General features: G+C 67.7%; 21 protein-coding genes. 6 read left to right on the top strand and 15 right to left on the bottom strand.

The genetic code is table 11. The features are described from left to right. Positions 1–64: 64 nt before the first annotated feature. From LHU95_RS18595 to LHU95_RS18550, 10 genes are all read right to left on the bottom strand, one after another. Positions 65–454 carry a hypothetical protein gene (locus LHU95_RS18595; protein WP_248708444.1) on the bottom strand — a complete coding sequence of 130 codons (390 nt, stop codon included), beginning with the start codon at positions 452–454 and terminating at the stop codon, positions 65–67. A 19-nt stretch (positions 455–473) separates the two neighbouring features. Continuing rightward, positions 474–1,370, bottom strand: a complete 897-nt coding sequence (locus LHU95_RS18590) for a Mu-like prophage major head subunit gpT family protein (protein WP_248708443.1) — start codon at positions 1,368–1,370, stop codon at positions 474–476. Between the two features lie 4 nt (positions 1,371–1,374). Further along, on the bottom strand, positions 1,375–2,220 hold the full coding sequence (locus LHU95_RS18585) for a phage protease (RefSeq protein ID WP_248708442.1): 846 nt from the start codon (positions 2,218–2,220) through the stop codon (positions 1,375–1,377). Between the two features lie 98 nt (positions 2,221–2,318). Beyond that, positions 2,319–4,301, bottom strand: coding sequence for a phage tail tape measure protein (locus LHU95_RS18580; RefSeq protein WP_248708441.1), 1,983 nt, complete (start codon positions 4,299–4,301; stop codon positions 2,319–2,321). Beyond that, positions 4,291–4,761: a hypothetical protein gene (locus tag LHU95_RS18575; protein ID WP_248708440.1), complete on the bottom strand. Its 471-nt coding sequence runs from the start codon at positions 4,759–4,761 to the stop codon at positions 4,291–4,293. Before LHU95_RS18575 ends, LHU95_RS18580 begins: the two co-directional genes overlap by 11 nt. A 333-nt stretch (positions 4,762–5,094) precedes the next feature. Further along, positions 5,095–5,454: a hypothetical protein gene (locus LHU95_RS18570; RefSeq protein WP_248708439.1), complete on the bottom strand. Its 360-nt coding sequence runs from the start codon at positions 5,452–5,454 to the stop codon at positions 5,095–5,097. After that, positions 5,441–5,887 (bottom strand): regulatory protein GemA, encoded by a 447-nt coding sequence (locus tag LHU95_RS18565; RefSeq protein ID WP_248708438.1) that lies wholly within the window; start codon positions 5,885–5,887, stop codon positions 5,441–5,443. Before LHU95_RS18565 ends, LHU95_RS18570 begins: the two co-directional genes overlap by 14 nt. Then, positions 5,877–6,095, bottom strand: a complete 219-nt coding sequence (locus tag LHU95_RS18560; RefSeq protein WP_248708437.1) for a hypothetical protein — start codon at positions 6,093–6,095, stop codon at positions 5,877–5,879. Before LHU95_RS18560 ends, LHU95_RS18565 begins: the two co-directional genes overlap by 11 nt. Then, positions 6,092–6,892: an ATP-binding protein gene (locus LHU95_RS18555; protein ID WP_248708436.1), complete on the bottom strand. Its 801-nt coding sequence runs from the start codon at positions 6,890–6,892 to the stop codon at positions 6,092–6,094. Before LHU95_RS18555 ends, LHU95_RS18560 begins: the two co-directional genes overlap by 4 nt. A gap of 100 nt (positions 6,893–6,992) precedes the next feature. Further along, positions 6,993–8,453, bottom strand: coding sequence for a Mu transposase C-terminal domain-containing protein (locus tag LHU95_RS18550; protein ID WP_248708435.1), 1,461 nt, complete (start codon positions 8,451–8,453; stop codon positions 6,993–6,995). 629 nt (positions 8,454–9,082) lie between these two features. On the opposite strand from LHU95_RS18550, the gene LHU95_RS18545 reads away from it, so the two are divergent. Beyond that, positions 9,083–9,457, top strand: a complete 375-nt coding sequence (locus LHU95_RS18545; protein ID WP_283094266.1) for a helix-turn-helix transcriptional regulator — start codon at positions 9,083–9,085, stop codon at positions 9,455–9,457. 281 nt (positions 9,458–9,738) lie between these two features. On the opposite strand, the gene LHU95_RS18540 is transcribed toward LHU95_RS18545, so the two are convergent. From LHU95_RS18540 to LHU95_RS18525, 4 genes are all read right to left on the bottom strand, one after another. Continuing rightward, complete coding sequence (locus tag LHU95_RS18540) at positions 9,739–10,383, bottom strand: DUF4412 domain-containing protein (RefSeq protein ID WP_248708433.1); 645 nt, start codon at positions 10,381–10,383, stop codon at positions 9,739–9,741. A 106-nt stretch (positions 10,384–10,489) separates the two neighbouring features. Continuing rightward, positions 10,490–11,260: a TorF family putative porin gene (locus LHU95_RS18535; protein ID WP_248708432.1), complete on the bottom strand. Its 771-nt coding sequence runs from the start codon at positions 11,258–11,260 to the stop codon at positions 10,490–10,492. A gap of 156 nt (positions 11,261–11,416) precedes the next feature. Next, positions 11,417–11,623, bottom strand: a complete 207-nt coding sequence (locus tag LHU95_RS18530; RefSeq protein WP_248708431.1) for a hypothetical protein — start codon at positions 11,621–11,623, stop codon at positions 11,417–11,419. A 164-nt stretch (positions 11,624–11,787) separates the two neighbouring features. After that, the gene (locus LHU95_RS18525; RefSeq protein ID WP_248708430.1) at positions 11,788–12,780 is read right to left on the bottom strand and encodes a tripartite tricarboxylate transporter substrate binding protein; all 993 of its coding nucleotides are present in this window, start codon (positions 12,778–12,780) and stop codon (positions 11,788–11,790) included. 124 nt (positions 12,781–12,904) lie between these two features. Here LHU95_RS18525 and LHU95_RS18520 point away from each other — a divergent pair, with 124 nt between their 5' ends. The 3 genes from LHU95_RS18520 (at position 12,905) to LHU95_RS18510 (ending at position 15,387) form a co-directional block, all read left to right on the top strand. Beyond that, positions 12,905–13,534 (top strand): ribonuclease HII, encoded by a 630-nt coding sequence (locus tag LHU95_RS18520; protein WP_248708429.1) that lies wholly within the window; start codon positions 12,905–12,907, stop codon positions 13,532–13,534. Positions 13,535–13,804: 270 nt separating this feature from the next. After that, a complete protein-coding gene (locus LHU95_RS18515; RefSeq protein ID WP_248708428.1) occupies positions 13,805–14,884 on the top strand; it encodes a site-specific DNA-methyltransferase in 1,080 nt (359 codons plus the stop codon). Continuing rightward, complete coding sequence (locus tag LHU95_RS18510) at positions 14,884–15,387, top strand: GNAT family N-acetyltransferase (protein ID WP_248708427.1); 504 nt, start codon at positions 14,884–14,886, stop codon at positions 15,385–15,387. The genes LHU95_RS18515 and LHU95_RS18510 overlap by 1 nt, the downstream gene beginning before the upstream one ends. A gap of 82 nt (positions 15,388–15,469) precedes the next feature. On the opposite strand, the gene LHU95_RS18505 is transcribed toward LHU95_RS18510, so the two are convergent. Beyond that, on the bottom strand, positions 15,470–16,411 hold the full coding sequence (locus LHU95_RS18505) for a 2-hydroxyacid dehydrogenase (RefSeq protein WP_248708426.1): 942 nt from the start codon (positions 16,409–16,411) through the stop codon (positions 15,470–15,472). Between the two features lie 116 nt (positions 16,412–16,527). On the opposite strand from LHU95_RS18505, the gene LHU95_RS18500 reads away from it, so the two are divergent. After that, a complete protein-coding gene (locus LHU95_RS18500; protein ID WP_248708425.1) occupies positions 16,528–17,268 on the top strand; it encodes a metallophosphoesterase family protein in 741 nt (246 codons plus the stop codon). After that, positions 17,265–18,650 (top strand): bifunctional serine/threonine-protein kinase/universal stress protein, encoded by a 1,386-nt coding sequence (locus LHU95_RS18495; protein ID WP_248708424.1) that lies wholly within the window; start codon positions 17,265–17,267, stop codon positions 18,648–18,650. Before LHU95_RS18500 ends, LHU95_RS18495 begins: the two co-directional genes overlap by 4 nt. Positions 18,651–18,723 lie beyond the last annotated feature (73 nt).

Below are 18,723 nucleotides of genomic sequence, written 5' to 3'. Positions count from 1 at the left end.
CCGTTTAGGCGGGATTAGACGGCATCAAACGGGATACGGCGGGATAGAAAAAATTGGTTCGGCGTCAGGTCTCAACCCAGACGCCGATGGCATCCACCCCGCGACAGATGCCCGCCGCGCTTCGCGTGCTCGTGCCGCTGGTCTTCGCGACCGTCTCATCATCCACGATGAAGACCGTCTTCCCCCAATCTGCCGCCGTAATGAGATCGGCGGCGGCGCTGTTGCCCCAGCGAAAGGTGCCTCGGCGAACGGTGACAAAATTTGGGTCCTGCGCCGTCGAAGTCAGGGCGATGCCGGCCGCAGTCTGGCCGGTGGCGACCGCACCTTTCGTGGCCAAGCCGGACGCGTTGAGCATCGTGAGCCCACCCTTATAGATGGTGGCACCGCCCGCCACCGCGAAGCGAAAGTCGGTATTCTCACGCTCTGGCGTAAGGCGTTCTGCGCTTAAAGGCATGTCCTGTTCCTCTTTTCGATTACGCCACGAACGGCGTGCAGATCAGCGAAGCCGTGCCAGCCCAGATGTTCGCCGCGCCGGCCGCGTTGCGATCGGCATTCACGACGGTCAGCCCGTCGGCTTCCAGCGACGGCGGGACCACCAGGTGCGTGGGACGCACGTTGAGCGGCTTCCCGTTGTCCCCCCGAAAATTCTGCATGGCGGCACGCGCGAGGGCGTAGTTTGCCGCGTTGAGGGGCTGCCGGCTGCCATAGGCGAGCTGCCAGAGGCCATAGCCCGCATTGCAGCGCGAGCGGACGCCGTACAGGAACTCGTTCTTCAGGAAGACGCGTTCTTGGGTGCGGGCATCCAGCTCATCCAACTGGGGGGCCATCCGGCGCTGAAACACCAGGGGCTTGATGGCCTGTGAACAGTCCAAGAGGTACCAAGGCGTTCCGGCGCCGCCGCCGAAGTTGCTGACGGCCGTGACGGGCGTGTCCCCGGCGCCGCCCACCGGGTGGTCCACATCGAAGAAAAACTGCTTGTCGTAACAGGCAGTCGTGAAGCCTTGGCCCAGCAGGCCCAGCGTCAATTCGTCGGGGTGTACCGCCGCGTCGCGGCCCATCTTGTCGAAGAGGGGGCCATAAACGCCGTACTGGTCGTCTTCGATATCCGTCCGCTTGACGGCAACCGTGGCCTCCCAGTCGCGGTTGACGATCTTGAAACCTTCGATGGCGAGCTGATGGATGACCCGGTCGCCCACCCATTCGCGCATGCTCGGCAGGGCCGCCAGCCATCCATACTGGTTCTCCCGCGTGATGCTTGGGATAACCATGGAAGTCTTCTGGTAGTAGCTGGGGGCTTCGCCCAGCGCCTTGTTGAAGACGGCCGTGTATCCCTGGAAGAGGGTGCTGAGCCCCTCGGCATTCGGTGTCATCTGATTACCTTCCGTACTTGGCCATGTCCTCGGCCGTGAGGCCGAGGTTCGCGGCGATGGGGCTGAGGTTGGGGTTCACACCCGCGTCGGCGGCGCGCTGGCGTGAGAAGTCGGCCGGTGCCGAAAGCGTGCTGAAGAGGGTGTTCAGAGCAGGCCCGACGCCTTCTAAGAACTGCTTGAAGGCCGGTGCATTGGCGGTGCAGAGCGCGACGCTCCATTCCCGCATCCATGGCATGACGCGCCGATCGCGGATGGCATCATCCACGACGCGTTCGGCCTCATTGAGCGACAAGCCGAGATTGGCCTTGTTCGCCTCGGCAACCGCCCGCTGAAAAACCTCGATCGGCACAAAGCGGGTCGGGTCGGGCGTGTTCATGGCCGTGAAGCTGTTGCGGGCTGCTTCCAGCACCGCGCCCGCGTCGGCCGTCTCGGGGAGGCTGAGCAGTTCGCGCAGCGCCCCCAAAAGCTGTTCGTTGTCCATTCGTTGTCCTGCCGAGTTGAGGGACGCGAGCTGCGTCAGGTTCGGGTTGTTGGTGAGCGCGGCCCGGAGAAGTACAGAGACTTCACCGGCTGGCGAGTGAAGGAATACCGGGGAGATGAAGCGGTATTCCCGAGAGGCGATGCGCGCGCGAGCGAGCGGGGTCCATTCAACGCGGCCCCAGATGCCATCGGCGCGGGCCTGAAGGCTCTTGATCCATCCGGACGCGGGCGCCTGCGCTCCGACCTTGGGCGCCAGGTCAATCTGATGGTCATAGTCGATCGGGAGCGCTTTACCCGGCGCCTGGCGCAGCGAAGCAGTGATGAGCTTGGAAGCATCGCCAGCCCGGAATGACCGGCCATCGCGCCCCACGAATGCCCCGGCTGGCAGGATGTGTATCCACTCCGGGACGGCCGCATTCCCACCACCAGGTGGGACAGGAAGGGCGACAGGTGCGCCTTGGACGGCGTTCACGGCCGCCCCCGCGTGCCGCCACGGTTCTGCGGGGTGGTGACCAGCACCTGGCGGTTGTCGCTTTCGGCGCCCACCACCTCGGCGCCGGGCGCCGGGCGGACCTCCACCGTGACGCGCCCGTCAAGGCGCCCCGTCTCTGCGCCTGCCGTGGCGCGTGCCAACGGCTCGGCAAAATAGAAGCCACCCACACGGTTCGCCGCCGCTTCGCGCTGCCGATCCTGTATCCGGCCCAGCGCGGGAGGCGCCCCGGCCATGGCGGGCTGAGCTGGCATGATAGAGGCAAAGGCCGCGCGCACCCGCTCCACAGTGGCGAGAACCCCGCTGATGAAGGTATCAAACGGCGCCCGGATGCCATCCCAGAGGCCGCTAAACCATCCGGTGAGCCCCGAGAAAGCGCCGCGAATGCGCTCCACAGCCTGAGTAACGGCACCGCCTGTCCAGCCATCCACCCAGCCGGAGAAGTCTGTGAAGAGGGTGCCGACCGTGCCCCAGAGCCCGCTGAAGAAGGTCTGCACACCGCGCCATATCTGCATGGTTCCTTCCGCGCCACGCGCGAAGTCGCCAGTGAGAAGGCCCGTGATGTTCTCGACGAAGCCGCGGGCTATATCGGTCAGGCCGCCGCCCATCTGTTGGAAGAACCCACGGAACCGTTCCCAGTGCCGCGTGATGTGGATGGCGCCGCCCACCAATGCGCCCACGACCAGGCCCACGGGCGAGGCCAGCGCGGTGAGGCCAGCCCCGATCGGGCCGAGTACCAGGCCGATCGCCCCCAGAGCGGCGGCGATGCCAAGGGCCGCACCGCCATAGCCCAGGGCGCTATCGATCGCGCCGGGGAAGGCAATATCCATCTCGCGGACCCAGCCGAGAAACTGCTGCAAAACGGGCAGCAGGTTGGCACCCACGGCGTCGCCAAGCCGGTTGGAAAGCTGGGTCATGGTTTCCATCAAAAGGCGCCAATCGGCGCCCAATCCGGCCGTCCGCATGGCAACGCCATCATCGACAACGCCAGCCCCAGTCGCCCGAAGCTCTCGGCGAATATCCAGGTATCGGCCCGCCTGTGCGTTCCAAGCCAGGAACGCGTTCCGCGCATTTTCGTCAGGGATAAGCTGGAAGACCAGGTTCTCCCGCCCGACTAAGCCCTGCCTGAGGCGCTGAAAAATTGCCTCCATCGGATCGATATCAACGCCGCGACGCATCTGGCGCTGAGCGTCGGCGAAGACGGCCGGCAGATCGATGCCGAGTAGGTCCCTGGCGTTCTTCTGAGTGCCCTCAGAGAAAAGCTGGCCAATAAGCTGGCGAATGCCGCCAGCCGCCTCGGACACTGAGCCGAAGCCATCGCGCGTTACCTGAAAAAGCGCGGCGGCATTTTGAATTGCACGATGGCCGGTGACGCCAAGAGCTTGCATGCCAGACAAAACGCCCGGCAGATGTTGCGCCATGTCGCGGATTTCAGCGCCGCCGAGCTGGCCAGCACGCAATGTCTGAGCAAGCGCACGCATCTGGTCCGCCCCAGACGTGAGCCCCAGCATGCGGTTCAGCGCAACCGACAGGTTCGCCAAATCCACTTCTGCCGCGCCTGAGGCCCCGGCAAGCTGAGCGATGTTGCGCGTATACTCCCGCACTTCATCCGCGCCAAAGCCGCGCGCGGTCAGAACTTCCGCAGCACCAAGAAGCCCCGTGGTTGTCAGACGGTATTGCGAGGCGAGCCCTTCCAGCTCGCCGCGCATTTGGGCGATGGCTTGCGGTAACTCGCCCGCCGCCGTGCCTGCCGTGATGGCCACGTCGCGAAGCCGCGTTTCAAATGCGGCGGCAGACTGGATAGGCCCCGCAAAGCTGAGCGCCCCCGCCGCACCGCCGATCAGGGCAATACGGCGCACCATCGAGGCGAGGCCCTGAAGGCGACGCTGAAGCGCGCCGATACCGGCCGAGGTCCGGTCCTGAAGCCGAAGAACGAAGCTTGCGACCAGGTTACGCCCCATGAGTGCCACCCCTCGGCCGGTTGGTCAGGCGAAGACAGCTCCTGATATTATTGACCGTGTCTTCGCTTACGCAGAGGCGACGCGCGATGGTTCGAACGCTGAGGCCGTTGATCGAGTATGTTGCGACGCGCCAAACCCGCGCGATCGGCACCTTCAGGTCCCCGCCGCCGTACTCGGCCGACAACAGGCGCGCGGCATGCAGCCCAATGTCCCGCGCAAGCGCGCAGCCCTGGCGCGGATGCTTCGGGATGTAGATGCGGCACCCGCCATTCGTCTCAATCAGGCGGAAGGTAGCCTCGGCCCCCATGAGGCTTGTCAGGTAGGCCAGCTCGGCTGGCGCTTGCGCCAAGACGGTGACTTCGCAGGTTGCCGACGACTGCCCAAAGCGAAGCAGGGCGCCTTCAGCGAGGGCGCGGGCCAGAGGCGAGCGATGCAGGGGGGCTTCGGCGCGATGGGTCATGAAACCGCATATTCGGCCGGAGGCGGGGCCAGTGTTCACCCCCGCTGCCTCGGGGGTGAACACCTCGACCACTCAACTTCCAGGAATGCCGGGGGAACCACTCCCGGCAGCGCCAAAATGCGCTTGCGAGGGCCTTACCTGTCACCCCCGCAGATGCGGGGGGTGGGCTGGGAGGTGGTCCTCAGAGAAGCCCGCTGGCGGCTTCAGGGGCTTGGGTGGGATGAGGATACCAAACCTGACGCCCACCCTGTTCTCAGGTACTTCTTTGTGGCTCTTATCGGCATCCCGCCCAGCCACCCGCATGCGGGCGGTGAGCGATATCAAAGAGCATCCTCAGCGGTCGTTCAGAGCATCGTCAGAAAGAACTGCGGAAATGTGCCGGTAGAGGCTGCTGCGCGCGGGCACCCGCGCAGCCGGGAAGGTGGCGCGCAGCTTGCCCAGGATCAGCGGCGGCGAAAGGCGCCCGGCGTAGTCACGGATGAAGGCGGCAACCTCCGGGTCATTGAGGATACGCGCGCGCGGGTCGGGCCGCTTGCCGCGCGCGAGCCACCAGGTGCGGATGGCCTCGGCGTCCGGCGCCTCCCGCCCGAAGGTCTTCCGGCACGCCTCGGCAAGCTGCGAGTACGACCAGGTCTGCGGCTGGCGGCAGATGAAGTCGCGGATCAGCTCGGGGATCGGATCAGGCCGCGCCATCGGTCAGCCCCGCACCCCGCGCCACCATCTGCTTCAGGACCGCCACCACCTTCGGCGCATGCGCGGCTGTGACGAAGCGCAGCGCGGAGACGCCCCAGGTTCGTTCCAGCCATTTGCCCAGCGTCGCATCCGTGCCGGTGCCGCCCGTGTATTCGAGCCAGAGGCGGCGCATGGCCGCCACATGGCCAGCGCCAGCCATGCCCGGCCGCCGCCCGAAATTGCGGGCGGCGCTATCGCTCTGGAAGCCGAGATGGGCGAAGCCATCCATGACCTGGCGGAAGCCCGCCTCGGTCAGGTCGCGGGCGCTCTCGACGCCCGCCATCCGAAGCAGGAAGAGGCGGTAATCCGCCTCTTCCATCCCGATCTTGCGCCGCGCGACATGGATCATCGCGAGCTTTGCCGTAGCAAGCCCTGCGCGCTGTTTATGGGCCATTGAGGTACTCCCTTGCTTGGGTGGCAAAGACCTTCCCGGCGTCGATCACGGCCGCGATGCGATCGACATGACCGATCATCTCCGGCGACATGCCGGTCGGAAGATCGGTGACCAGGCCATCCAGGACCGCGAACAACGCGGCGGCATTCTGGGCAGCGCGGGCCGCCGCCAGGCGGGCGGCGTACGCATCCTTGGCCACGGTGCTCATGCGCCAACTCCGAGGCCCTGCATCGCAATGCGCAGCGTGCCGAGCGAAAGCGGCTGGCCCGACCCGGCGAGACGCTTGGCCGATTGAACCACCCTCGCCACGTTGTGCAGCCCGCCGCGTCCCGTGGCGACCTTCGCGAGCAATTGCACCGCTTGCGTTCCGGCGACCCCAAGGCCGCTGGCGATGGCGTCGAAATCGGACGCCCCAAGACCGTCCAGATTGTCCAGGTAGAGGCGGCCCCGGAGCGGTTCGAAATGCCGCGAACGCCCCCCAAGCTTGCCCTCAATGCGCGCCGCAAGATCGGGCGTGCCGATCATCACCACGCCACGCAACAGGCCGTCCCCCCGAACTTCATCGGAGAGGTTCCGGAGCGCATCAATCAGCGCCTCCGACATGAATTGCGCCTCATCCAAGACCAGCACGGAAGCGCGGCCCCACTGCGTTGCAATATGATGGACCACGGCGTCATAAATATCGGCGCCGCCCATGTTCGGCTGAACATAGGCACCCACGGCCTTCGCAATCCGCAGAAGGCCCGGCTGCAAGCCATCGGCCGCACGGGTCATCATCACCAGGCACGCATCAATGCCCTCTTCGTCCAGCGCGGCGACCATGGCACGCGCGGCGGTGGTTTTGCCCGTGCCGCTCGGCCCCGTGACAAGCCCCATCTGGCCCGACTTCCGGCAAGTCGAGATGGCGTGCGCGATCGCCACGGCGCTGCGCACCGGCCAGATATTGCCCGGCATGCCACCGTTGTCGGCAGGCGGTTTGGCAGTATGGTTCGTAGTATCGGTCATGGGCTCTATTCCCTTGATCGGTGTCACCGGGGCACGCCCCCGGCTGGCGAAGGGCGGGAGGGCGTTTGCTGCGCCCTCCCGTCCGATGTCGTGGCCATGCTCAACCGGCATGGCGCATCCATGCCTCAGCAACAGCGCGTTGCGCGGCCTCTTTCTCTGCCTTCGCGCGGCCCCGTTCTGCTTCTTGCCGGATTGGCAGCGCCGCAGCGGGCGCGGCCTCGGCCGCCTCGCGCAAGACCGGGTGAACGGAAGCCGTGGCGACAGGCGCTGGGGCTGGCAGCTTGGGCAGATGCGCGACGGCCGCCGCACGGGTTGCGGCCGGGTCCATGCGGGCCGCGCCAGCCGCAGCCTTGGCCATGGCCGCGCCAGCCGCGCGGCGGGTGCGGTCATGCGAGCGGACGCCCGCCACGTCGCGCATGCCGAAGGCTTCAACCTGAGACGCGACAAGCACCGGCTCGCCCTTATCGGTGAGCAGGACCGCCCGCGTCGGATCAAGGATGGGCAGTCGGACCAATACCTTCTCACCCACCATGGGCGCCAGGTCCGGATGCGTCAGGACGCGGTTGCGGATGTGCAGCTCGCCGCCCGGCTGGACGGTGCGGAACTCATCCGGCCCGAAGGCGAGGCTGAACTCGGCCGGGTCAAGCAGGATGGCGCCCCAGGGCCGCGCCGCATCCTCTACAAAGGCTTGGAACGCCTCATTGGGCGAGCGGCCTTTGATATGCCCCTTCTGCTGGGGCTTGGCGTTGTACATGGCCACCATCTCGGCGAAGTTGGCGAGGATGGTGGCTTCATCTCCCGCCATGGGAACCGGCGCCCGGCCTTGGTTCTGCGTCTTCTTCGCCATGCGGTTGCCGCCGATGAAGCCCTGATAAATGGGCTCTATGGACCGCGTGAAAATGGAGAAGATGCTCTCAATCACCTTGGATTGCGGGTTGTAGGGGCGGCTGGTGATGTTGCCGCAGCCCGTGGCCCTATCGTCGCCATGCACCGCGCGGACCAGGTCCGCCAGGTGCGCCAGGTCTTCGGGGGCGGCGCCCAATTCGAACTCGCCGCCATTGTCGAGATACAGGCCCTGCCAGACGCCCCAGGCGGGGTCCGCCGCCAGCTCGCGCAGCGTGGCCAGTACGTGTTCGCGCCGGATCATTTCGCCCTTCGGGAGAAGGAAGGGCCGCGCGAAGATGCGGTTGGTGGCAAGGTCCAGGAAGGCGATGATCTTCGCGGTTGCCGGGCTGCCATCGGGGCGGCTGTAGAGAATGTCGGAATGCCGCACGTCCACCGCCACAAGTTCCATCGGTCGAAGGCCGTCGCGGTGGCGCCGCACGCGCGGGACGTGGTTGGCCGCATAGCGGGCCGCATCGTGCTTCTTGATGTGCGCCATCCGCGCGCGGCGCCGGGCCTTGTGGCCCGCGAAGTGCAGGGGCATCCGGCAGAGCTTCAGCATCTCCGCTTCGCCAAGGGTTACGCCTGCCTCTTCCGCCAGGGCGCGGCAACGATGGGCCAAGCTGAATTGAATGTTGGCGGCGCTGGTTTCGCCCCCCGCCCAAAGGCCGCGAACCATGGCGTCAAGCCTCCCACCAATCTCGAGCTGCTTCGCCTCAGATACGCCAGCCGCCGTCATGGCACGGTCCCATTCGCGCCAGGCTATGACGCGCGAGGCGCCGCGATCGGCGCGGCGGGTGGCGCCAGAGACCTTGAAGAACTCCCCGCCCTCGGCCGCCGCAAGCCAAGCGCGGAGGGTACGCTCGGCAATGGGTTGGCCAGCGCGCTCACCGACTGGATACACGGCGCGGGCCGCGATGGCGCGGAGCTGCGCAGCGCGCGCATCGGAGCCAGGGGCGCCAGCGGCTTGAATGGGCCGGATCAGGTCCAGGCGCCAGGATGGGCCGGAAGACAGGCGCGGCGGGGCGGGGGGGCGCGAGCTTCGCGGCCAGCTCGGGCGGGAGGGAAGAGATGGCGACTTCGTAGCAGCGGCCCGCCGCGCCACCGCGAGCGCGGACCAACCGCACGCCCAGAACGTGACCATTCCAAGCCTTGCCGCCGAGCGCGCGGGCGAGCGCTTTCATGGCCGCCTGGCGCGAAATATCGGCCAGGGCGGCAAAAGCCTTGGTCTCGATATAGCACGTTGAGGCTTGCGAATGCATGGCCTCAAGGTATATGATTGTGCTACTTCAACACAAGAGGTTATAAATGGCACCGGCAAAAAGCGGCTCACCGGCCGCATCAATCGCAGATCGGATCAGGGAAGTTCGCCTTGAACTCCGAATGACGCAGGAAGACTTCGCCGACCTGGTAGGGGTCACGCGAAGCCACCTCGCGAGCATCGAAACCTATCGGATTGAGCCGTCGCTCTCCAGCATCATCGGAGTTCTCTGTCTGGACCTGCTGCCAGCCGGAGAGCCCGCACGTGCTGTCGATCCGACCTGGCTCATCCTCGGCCCTCCCTTCGAGGAAAACATGTGGGGCAAAATCCGCTACTTGCTCAGACGCAGTATGCCGTTCGATGACCTCGCCCTGCTGGTGCATCGTGCGCAGCATGGTGTTCCAGAGGCTTCCGCCGAATAGCGGCTTGGTTTACCAGTCTGGTTTACCAATCTGGTTTACCAAACGGGCCGGCGACCCCCCAAACGGGGTCCCGGCCCGATTTCGTTAAACGCTTCTTTTCAGCGTCTTAGATACTCAGCGTCCTCGCTCGACCTTGGCGGCAGGGTCCTCAATGGTTTACCAATCGGTTGACCGATTGAGGAACGCTCAACCCCCTGATAATTAGACTTTCTTACCCTCTAAACGGCAGAATAATTATTCGCGCCGTGGCAGATTAATTGTTCGCCCCCCACCGGCGCGGCCTAGCGCCCTGGCATGGTCACGCCGGGCGGGGGCATGGCGGTGCCGCGCGGCATGCCGCCGCCGGGGCCGCCGGGCATGCCGGGCGGGAGTTGCAGGCTCTGGTATCCGGCGGGGCGCTGGAACCGCGCCGCATCCTGCGGACCGAAGGCGATGGCGGTGGCTTCCAGCGTGCCGCGGCCCGGCCCCTGGCCCGCGAGGCTTTCCGTCTTGAGCATGACGCCATCGCTGGTCATGCAGACGCGCGCCGTCTGGCCCTGGTCTTCCATGCGCCAATTGACACAGTCGGTATTGGCGACGCGGGCATTGCCTTCGCGGGTGAAGCGGGCGCTGGCGCTCGGCGTCATCCGCGCCGAGGCGCCGGCCGAGGGCATGTCCATCACCATGCGCTGGGCATCGGTCACCATGAAGGCGCTGCCCGCCGCGAGGTTCACGACGATCCAGCCCTGGCCGCCGGGCATGTCCATGCGCATGAGGTTGCGCGCGGTGAGCCAGGACATGCGGATTTCACCCGGCGGCTGGCCCTCGGTGGTGGCGCGATAGGTCACGGCCACATCACGCGTGGGGGTGATGGCCGGGCGGTCCTGCGCCCAGGCGGGCCAGGCGGCGGCCGTAAGAAGGAGGGTGAGGTGAAGCGGGAGTTTCATGGACCTGCCATCCGGGTGGGAGGCACAGGGTCCGCCTGCGCCACGCCGCGGTCAATGCCCGGCGTGGCACCCGGCGGCACGCGGCCGCCGGGTCAGGCTTGATGGGTCAGAAGCGGAAGGCGATCGAGGCGAGGGCCCGGGCGCTGCAGATATTCTGGCTGGTGCCGTAGATGCAGTCGCTCTTGCTGATCGAGGTGTCGTAATAGCCCACGCTCGCGACCAGGGTGCCGATATTGGGGATGGCGAATTCGCGGCTCACGGCAATGGACCACCACGCGTAGTCCGGCGTGCCGAACACGGCATTGCGCTGGATCCACTGGTAGCCGATGCGCCCGCCCAGGGTCAGATCCCAGACGCCGGTCTTCCAGTCGGCGCCGCCCTCGACATAGAAGCCATCCCCCGAGCGCCCGAAGAAGTTGGGCGAATAGTTGAACGCGCCGAGCACCGTCACCGGGCCGATTTCGCGCGTTACCTTCGCGTAGAATTCAGCGTAGTCCAGCACGGGCGAGGCGCCGCCGGGGGGCCGGTTGTAGCCCGGGTAGAGATAGCCGATGCCGCCAAAGTCGAAGTTGAAATCGGCCAGCGTCACGCGATAGCCGCCATAAACGTCCACCTCCTGCCGGGCATCCCAGCCCTGGAAATGCACGTTGGAGATGAAGCCGCCGACATAGACGCCGCTGGAATGCACAGCTTCCGTGGCACCCTGATACGCCATGCGCGAGCGCGTCTGGCTGATGCCGCGGAACAGGTAGTCGCTGGCGTAGGTGCCGGTGGTGGTCACGGTCACGCCTGTCTCCCCGATGGCGACCTGCGCCATGGCGGGCTGGGCGAGAGAGAGGCTGGCGGTGGCCGCCAGAGCGTAAAGCAGTTTGCGCATGGGAGTGTTTCCCTCAGGTTGCTCAGAGTGATTCGCCACCAATAGGAACAGAAGTTTCCCACGCACCGCAAGGGTGCCGCATCAAAACAAGGCAATCTGTTGCCGAAAAGCAACGCTCTCGTGGGTTTGCTCGAATTTTGGGCGTATCGAGCGGCGCTAGACCCGCAGATCCAGCAGGGAGCCACGGGGCAGCGGCTTGCTGGGCGCGGGGGGCACCGCCTCCAGCCGGCGCTGGGCGACGGGCTCGGCGCCCAGGGCACCCGCCTCGCCGGGGTTTTGCCGGCGGATCGCCCCGGGCTCGGCCACGGGGCGTTGGGGGGCGACCTCCTTCGTGAAGGCCGCGAGGGAATTGGTGGTGATCATGCGGGTTACAATCCACCGCAAAGATGAAGGCTTCCTGAAGCCCAGTGCTGATTCTTGTGCGGGGCCGCGTTGGGCGGCGGCGAGGAAGCGGTTGCTGATCATGCCCGGGAGGGTGCGCTCCCGGGCCGTTAACACTCCAGCAACCTATGGATGTATTGTGAAGATCACTCGACGCGGATGTTCTTCTCATTGACCAGTTGCGCCCACTGCACCCGCTCGCGCGCGGCGAAGGCCGCGAGTTCTTCGGGCGTGGAGGGCTCGGCCGCGCCGGCCTGCTGGCGGAACACGGCCAGCGTCTGCTCGTTGCGCATGCCCTCGCGCACCGCGGCGTTGAGGCGGGCGATGATGGGTGCCGGCGTGCGCGCGGGGGCGTAGAGCGCCAGCCAGAGGCCGGTTGCCAGCGGCACGCCCAGCTCGGCCAGGGTGGGCACGTTGGGCGTCAGCTCGATGCGGCTTGAATGCGCCAGGGCCAGGATGCGGGCGCGGTTGTCCACCGCCAGGCTGTTGGCGCCGCCAATCGGCAGCATCATGGAATCCACCTGGCCCGCGGCCACGGCCTGCATCCCCGGCGCCTGCGCCGGGAAGGGCACATGCAGCTTCTCGAACCGCTCCGCGCGGGCCACGAATTCATAGGCGAGATGAGAGGAGGAGCCGACGCCCCATGACGCGAAGGTGAGCCGCCCCGCCTGCCGCCGTGCCTCACGCAGGAAGCTCGGGAAATCCGTGATCTCGCGGCGATGCGCGCCCACCATCAGCGCGAAGGGCACGCGCGTGACCATGGAGATCGGCGCGAAGTCATTCTCATCGCTGTAGGGCAGGCTGCGGAAGGTGGAACGGTTGATGGCGAAGGTGTCGGTGATGCCCATGGTGAGGGTGGTGCCGTCGGCTGGCGCGCGGGCGGCGGCCAGCGTGCCCACCGTGCCATTGGCACCGGGCCGGTTCTCGACAACGACCGGCTGGCCCAGCGCCGCCTGGAGGCCGATGGCCATGCCGCGGCTGATCACATCGGTGATGCCGCCCGCCGCATAGGGGACGATGATGCGGATGGAACGATCGGGCCAGCCCGCCGGCAGCCCGGGCTGGGCGAGGGCGGGTTGGCCGGCGAGCCAGCCGGTGGCGCCGGCGGCGAGCAAGCCGCGACGGGAAGCTTGGATCATGGATGTCTCCCAGGTGGATTTTTAATTGACTAAATTTCATGTAGAAATATTCATCTATCATTTCAAGTGGGTTTTCCGGCGTCGTCGCTTCGCCGCCCGGTGGCATTTGGGCTAGGCTCGGTTCATGCCGGATTTCAGCCTGGAAATTGCCGCGGGCGGCCTGGTTGCCGGTGTGGATGAGGCCGGGCGCGGGCCACTGGCCGGGCCCGTCATCGCGGCGGCCGTGGTGTTCCTTCGCCCATGCCCTTCGCCGCTGGCCGCGCTGCTGGATGACAGCAAGCGTCTCTCCGCCCCCGCGCGGCTGGCCGCCGCCCAGGCGCTGCGGGCCGCCGCCGCCGAGGGGCTGCTGGCGCTGGCGCTGGGGGCTGCCTCGGCCGCCGAGATCGGGCGGTTGAACATCCTGGGGGCCTCGCTGCTGGCGATGCGCCGCGCCGTGCTGCGCCTGCCGGTCCTGCCTGAGCTGGCCCTGGTGGATGGCAATCGGCCGCCGCAGCTGCCCTGCCGGGTGCAATGCGTGGTGGGGGGCGATGGGCGAAGCCTGTCCATCGCCGCCGCTTCCATCCTGGCCAAGACGCTGCGCGATGCGGGCATGGCGCGGCTCGGCGCGCGCTGGCCGGCCTATGGCTTTGCCCGCCACCAGGGCTATCCCACGGCGGATCACCGCGCCGCATTGCTGGAACACGGCCCCTCGCCGCATCATCGGCGTGGGTTTCGGCCGGTGGAGGAGGCCCTCGCGCGGGAGCGCGGTCAGTGATTTTGCGCGGGAGCGCGGTCAGTGATTTTGCGCGACAGGGTGGTGCGTGAACGCATGCGCCAGCGCGGCCAGTGACTTTGCACTGCGGCGCGGCGAGTGACTTTATGCGACAGCGCGATCCGTGAAAGCACGCGCCGGCGCGGCCAGTAACTGGGTGCTGCCGCGTATTGGGCAACGCCGCGCTGGCTGCTGTCCCCCGCATGCGCTGTTGACGCCACGACTCGGCCTCGCGCATGGTCGGGCTTCCGATTCGCGAAGGAAATTCGTCCCTTGGGCGCTGGTCTCGAGATTCCGCTCGACAGGATATTGCTGGGCGACTGCATCGAGACCTTGCGCTCGTTGCCGCCGGCCTCCGTGCATGCCGTCTTTGCCGACCCGCCCTATAATCTCCAGCTGCGCGGCACGCTGCATCGGCCCGATCACAGCCTGGTGGATGCGGTGGATGATGACTGGGACCATTTCACCGATTTCGCCGCCTATGACGCCTTCACCCGGGAATGGCTCACCGAATGCCGGCGCGTGCTGCGCAAGGATGGCGCGCTGTGGCTGATCGGCAGCTATCACAACATCTTCCGCCTCGGCACGGCCTTGCAGGATCTGGGCTTCTGGATCCTGAACGACGTCATCTGGCGCAAGGCCAACCCGATGCCGAATTTTCGCGGCCGGCGCTTCACCAACGCGCATGAGACGCTGATCTGGGCCGCCCGCAGCGAGGATGCGAAATACCGCTTCAACTACGCCGCGATGAAGGCGCTGAATGATGATCTGCAGATGCGCAGCGACTGGTACATCCCGCTCTGCACCGGCCATGAGCGGCTGCGCGATGAAGCCGGCAACAAGCTGCATCCCACGCAAAAGCCCGAGGCGCTGCTGCACCGCGTGATCCTCGCCAGCACGCAGCGCGGGGACATCATCCTGGATCCGTTCTCGGGTTCGGGCACCACCGCCGCCGTCGCCAAGCGCCTGGGCCGGCGCTTCATCGGCATCGAGCGTGACCCCGCCTATGCCGCCGCGGCCGAGCGCCGCATCGCCGCCATCGAGCCGCTGGATGACGTGGCCATCGCCGCCACGCCGACGCGCAAGGAGCAGCCGCGCATCGCCTTCGGCAGCCTGGTGGAGCGCGGGCTGATCGCGCCCGGCGCCACGCTGACCGACCGGCACCGCCGCTGGTCGGCGCAGGTCTTCGCCGATGGCACCATCGCCTGCGGCACGGCGCGCGGTTCGATCCATGCGGTGGGTTCCGCCGTGCAGGAGGCGCCCTCCTGCAATGGCTGGACCTTCTGGCACCTGGTGCAGCCGGATGGCGCGCTGAAGCTGCTCGATGTGTTTCGCGGCGACCCGGCCGGCTGATGCTGCGCGCCGGCTGGTTCCCCGGGGTGGTGGGGGACATCGCGGCGCTGCACGCGCGGCAATACGCGCAGAGCCACGGCTTCGGCGCCGTCTTTGAAGCGAAGGTGGCGCGGGAGCTGGGGGAGTTCCTCACGCGCCCGCCGGCCCCCGGCGATCTGTTCCGCGCCGTGGAGCGGGAGGGCAGGGCGCTCGGCTCCATCGCGCTGGAGGATGAGGGGGCGGGTGTGGCGCATCTGCGCTGGTTCATCCTGGATGCGGCGTTGCGCGGCAGCGGCCTGGGCAAGATCCTGCTGGATGCGGTGATGGCGCATGCGCAAGCCGCCGGCTTCTCGCGCATCTATCTCTGGACGCTGGATGGCCTGCCAGCCGCCGCCCGCCTCTATGCCGCGGCCGGCTTTGTGGAAACCAGGCGGCTGAGCGCCACGCAATGGGGCGTGGAGACCACCGAACTTCGGCTGGAATGGCACAGGGAGGTGGGCGCGATCTCCGGCCCCGGGCCCTGATGGCGCAGGCCATCAGCCCACATCGCCTTCGGTCCATCCTGCGTGGCCGGGCCGCGCGGCGCGATCCTCGCGGCGCCGGCCGTCAGGCCACGGGCGTCAGCACCGGCTGCCCCGCGAAATGCGCGCGCAGATTGGCGACGACCAGCGTGGCCGTGGCCAGCACCGCCTCGGGCGAGCGGCCGGCGATATGCGGCGTGATGATGAGGTTCGGCAGGTCCAGCATCTCGGCCGGTACCACGGGCTCGCCATCCACCACATCGAGCGCGGCACCCGCGATGCGCCCCTCGCGCAGGGCCTGGATGAGGGCTGGCTGGTCCACCACGCTGCCGCGGCCGATATTCACCAGGAAGCCCGCGGGGCCGAGCGCCTCCAGCGCCGCCGCATCCACCAGATGCCGTGTCGCGGCCCCGCCGGGTGCTGCGATCATCAGCACATCCGCCCATGCCGCGAGTTCCGCCGCCGAGGCCATCCAGGGATAGGCGCAACCCTCCCGCGGGCGGCGATTGTGATAGGCGATCGGCATGGCGAAGCCCGCCTCGGCCCGCTGCGCGATCAGCAGCCCGATCTCGCCCAGGCCCAGGATGCCCAGCCGCTTGCCGCTGACCGAGGGGCGCGGCCCGCGCGCGCCCATCCATTCGCCGCGCTTCACCGCCGCATCCGCCTGCGGAATGCCACGCAGCAGGCCGAGCAGCAGCGCCATGGCGTGATCCGCGACGGAGGCGGCGTTGGTGCCCGGCCCATGCGTCACCGTGATGCCGCGCGCGCGTGCGGCCGCCACGTCGATATTCTCATGCCCGACGCCGATGGCGCAGATGATCTCCAGCCGGGGCAGCGCCGCCATCTCGGCCGCGGTGAAGCCCGTCGCGCCGTTGGTCAGCACGGCGCGGGTTTGTGGCAGGGCCGCGATGGCGGCGGCGCGCGCGGCGGGCCCCACGGCCAGCTGCGGCGCGAAGCCGCCGGCCGCGATGCGCGCCACGCGCTCGGGGTCGAGTGGGTTGAGAATCAGCAGCGGGATCGGGGCCATGCGCGATGTTCCGGCGCGGTGGCGGCGCTGTCGAGGGGGCTGGCCGGCTTGCGCTGCATCATTGCCGCTCGGCTGGCGCGAAACTAGGCTGGCCTTGTTGTAGGACGCATCAGCCCATGCGCATTGCCTTGCTCACGGATATCCACGCCAATCTGGAAGCGCTCGATGCCTGCCTGGCCCATGCCGGCGCGCAGGGCGCCGAGCGCCTGGTTTTCCTGGGCGACCTCGTGGGCTATGGCGCCGACCCCGAGGCTGTGGTGGCGCGGGTGCGCGGGTTGATGGAGCAGGGCGCCATCGTGCTGCGCGGCAATCATGACGAGGCGGCCTTGCGCGGGCCGGTCGGCTTCAGTGGCCTCGCTTCGATTGCTATGCGCTGGACCCAGGCGCGGCTCGATGCCGCGACGCGGGAATTCCTGGCAAACCTGCCCTTCACGCAGGAGGAGGAGGACCGCCTCTACACCCATGCCGATGCCTCCAACCCGGCCGATTGGCGCTATGTGACCGAGGCGCGGGAGGCGCGGCGCAGCCTGGATGCGACGTCGGCGCGGCTTACCTTTTGCGGGCATACCCATCTGCCCGCGCTGTTCGGCCTGACCGCGACGGACAAGATGCTGCACCACACGCCGCTGCCGGACATCATGCTGCCCTTGTTGCAGCCGCGCCGCTGGCTGGCCGTGATCGGTGCCGTGGGGCAGCCGCGCGATGGCAATCCCGCCGCCTGCTACGGGCTGCTGGACACCGCGCGTGCCGAATGCGGCTGGATGCGCGTGCCCTATGACATCGAGGCCGCCGCGCGTAAAATCCGCGCGGCCGAACTGCCCGAGGCGCTGGCCGCACGCCTGTTCGAGGGCGCATGAGAACCGGCACCGTCATTGGCGGCTTCACCCTGGGGCCTGAGGTTCATCGGGGCGGCATGGCCGTGCTGCATGAAGCAACCCACCCGGACCACGCCATCCCGATGCTGATGAAACTTCCTCTCCTCGCCGAGGGCGAGGACCCCGCCGCGATTGTCAGCTTCGAGATGGAGCAGATGATCATGCCGCGCCTAGATGGGCCGCATGTGCCGCGCTGCCTGGGCGTGGGGCATGAGCCGCTGCCCTGGATCGCCATGGAGCACATCCAGGGTGAGACGCTGCTGCCTTTGCTGGAGCGCCTGCCGCTGCCGATCGCCGAGGTGGTGGAGGTGGGTGCCCTGATCGCCGAGGCACTCTGCGCGCTGCATCGCCAGGGCGTCGTGCATCTGGATGTGAAGCCGGGCAATCTGATGCGGGTGAATGGCCCTGGCGGGCGCATCGTCCTGCTGGATTTCGGCCTGTCCCGCCATGCCCATCTGCCCGACCTCATGGCCGAGGAATTCCGCCTGCCCTATGGCTCGGCGCCCTATATGGCGCCGGAGCAGCTGATCGGCGTGCGCGGTGACCCGGCCTCGGACCTCTTTGCCTTGGCGGCGCTGCTCTATGAGCTGACCACGGGGCGCAGCCCCTTCGGCGATCCGCAGCATATGGGCGCCATGAAGCGCCGCATCTGGTGGGACCCGCCGCCGCCGCGCGCGCTGCGGCCCGATTGCCCGCCCTGGCTGCAGGAGGTGATCCTGCGCAACCTCGAAGTCGAACCCGGCCGACGCAATCCCACCGCCGCGCAAATGGCCTTCGACCTGCGCCACCCCGAGCAGGTGAGCCAGACGGCGCGCTCGGCCAGGTTGAAGCGTGACCCCTGGTCCGCGCGGATCCGCCGCCGCTTTCACCCGGACCACCAGCCGCAGCTGCGCCGCAATGCGATCGCCATGGCGCAATCCGGTGCTCCGATCATCGCCGTGGCGCTCGACCTGGATGACATGCCCGACGGGCTGGGGGAGGCGCTGCGCGGAATGGTCACGCAGATCATGGCCACATTGCCGGGCGCGCGTGTGGCCTGCGTGAATGTGCTGCGCACGCATCTGCTGCGCCCCGATCTCAGCCTGGATGAGGTGGGGCGCAACAAGCACCTCCAGCGGCTGCTGGAACTGCGCCATTGGTCGGCCTCGCTGAACCTGCCCGAGGCGCGGCTGACGCATCACGTGCTGGAAGCGATGGGGGCGGCGACGGCCCTGCTGGAATACGCGCAGGCGAACCGGGTGGATCACCTGATCCTCGGCGCGCGCAGCCCGGGCCTGGCGCGGCGCGTGCTGGGCAGTGTGGCGGCGGAAGTGGCGCGGGATGCGCCGTGCTCGGTGACGGTGGTGCGACTGCGCCCGGGGTAAAGTGTGCGACTGCGCCCGGGTTGATGGGTGCGACTGCGCCCGGGATGATGGCGCAGGAGTTGGCGGATGGGCG

The sequence above is a fragment of the Sediminicoccus sp. KRV36 genome (assembly GCF_023243115.1).
Lineage (GTDB): Bacteria > Pseudomonadota > Alphaproteobacteria > Acetobacterales > Acetobacteraceae > Roseococcus.
This window is presented reverse-complemented; position numbering and strand designations above follow the sequence as displayed.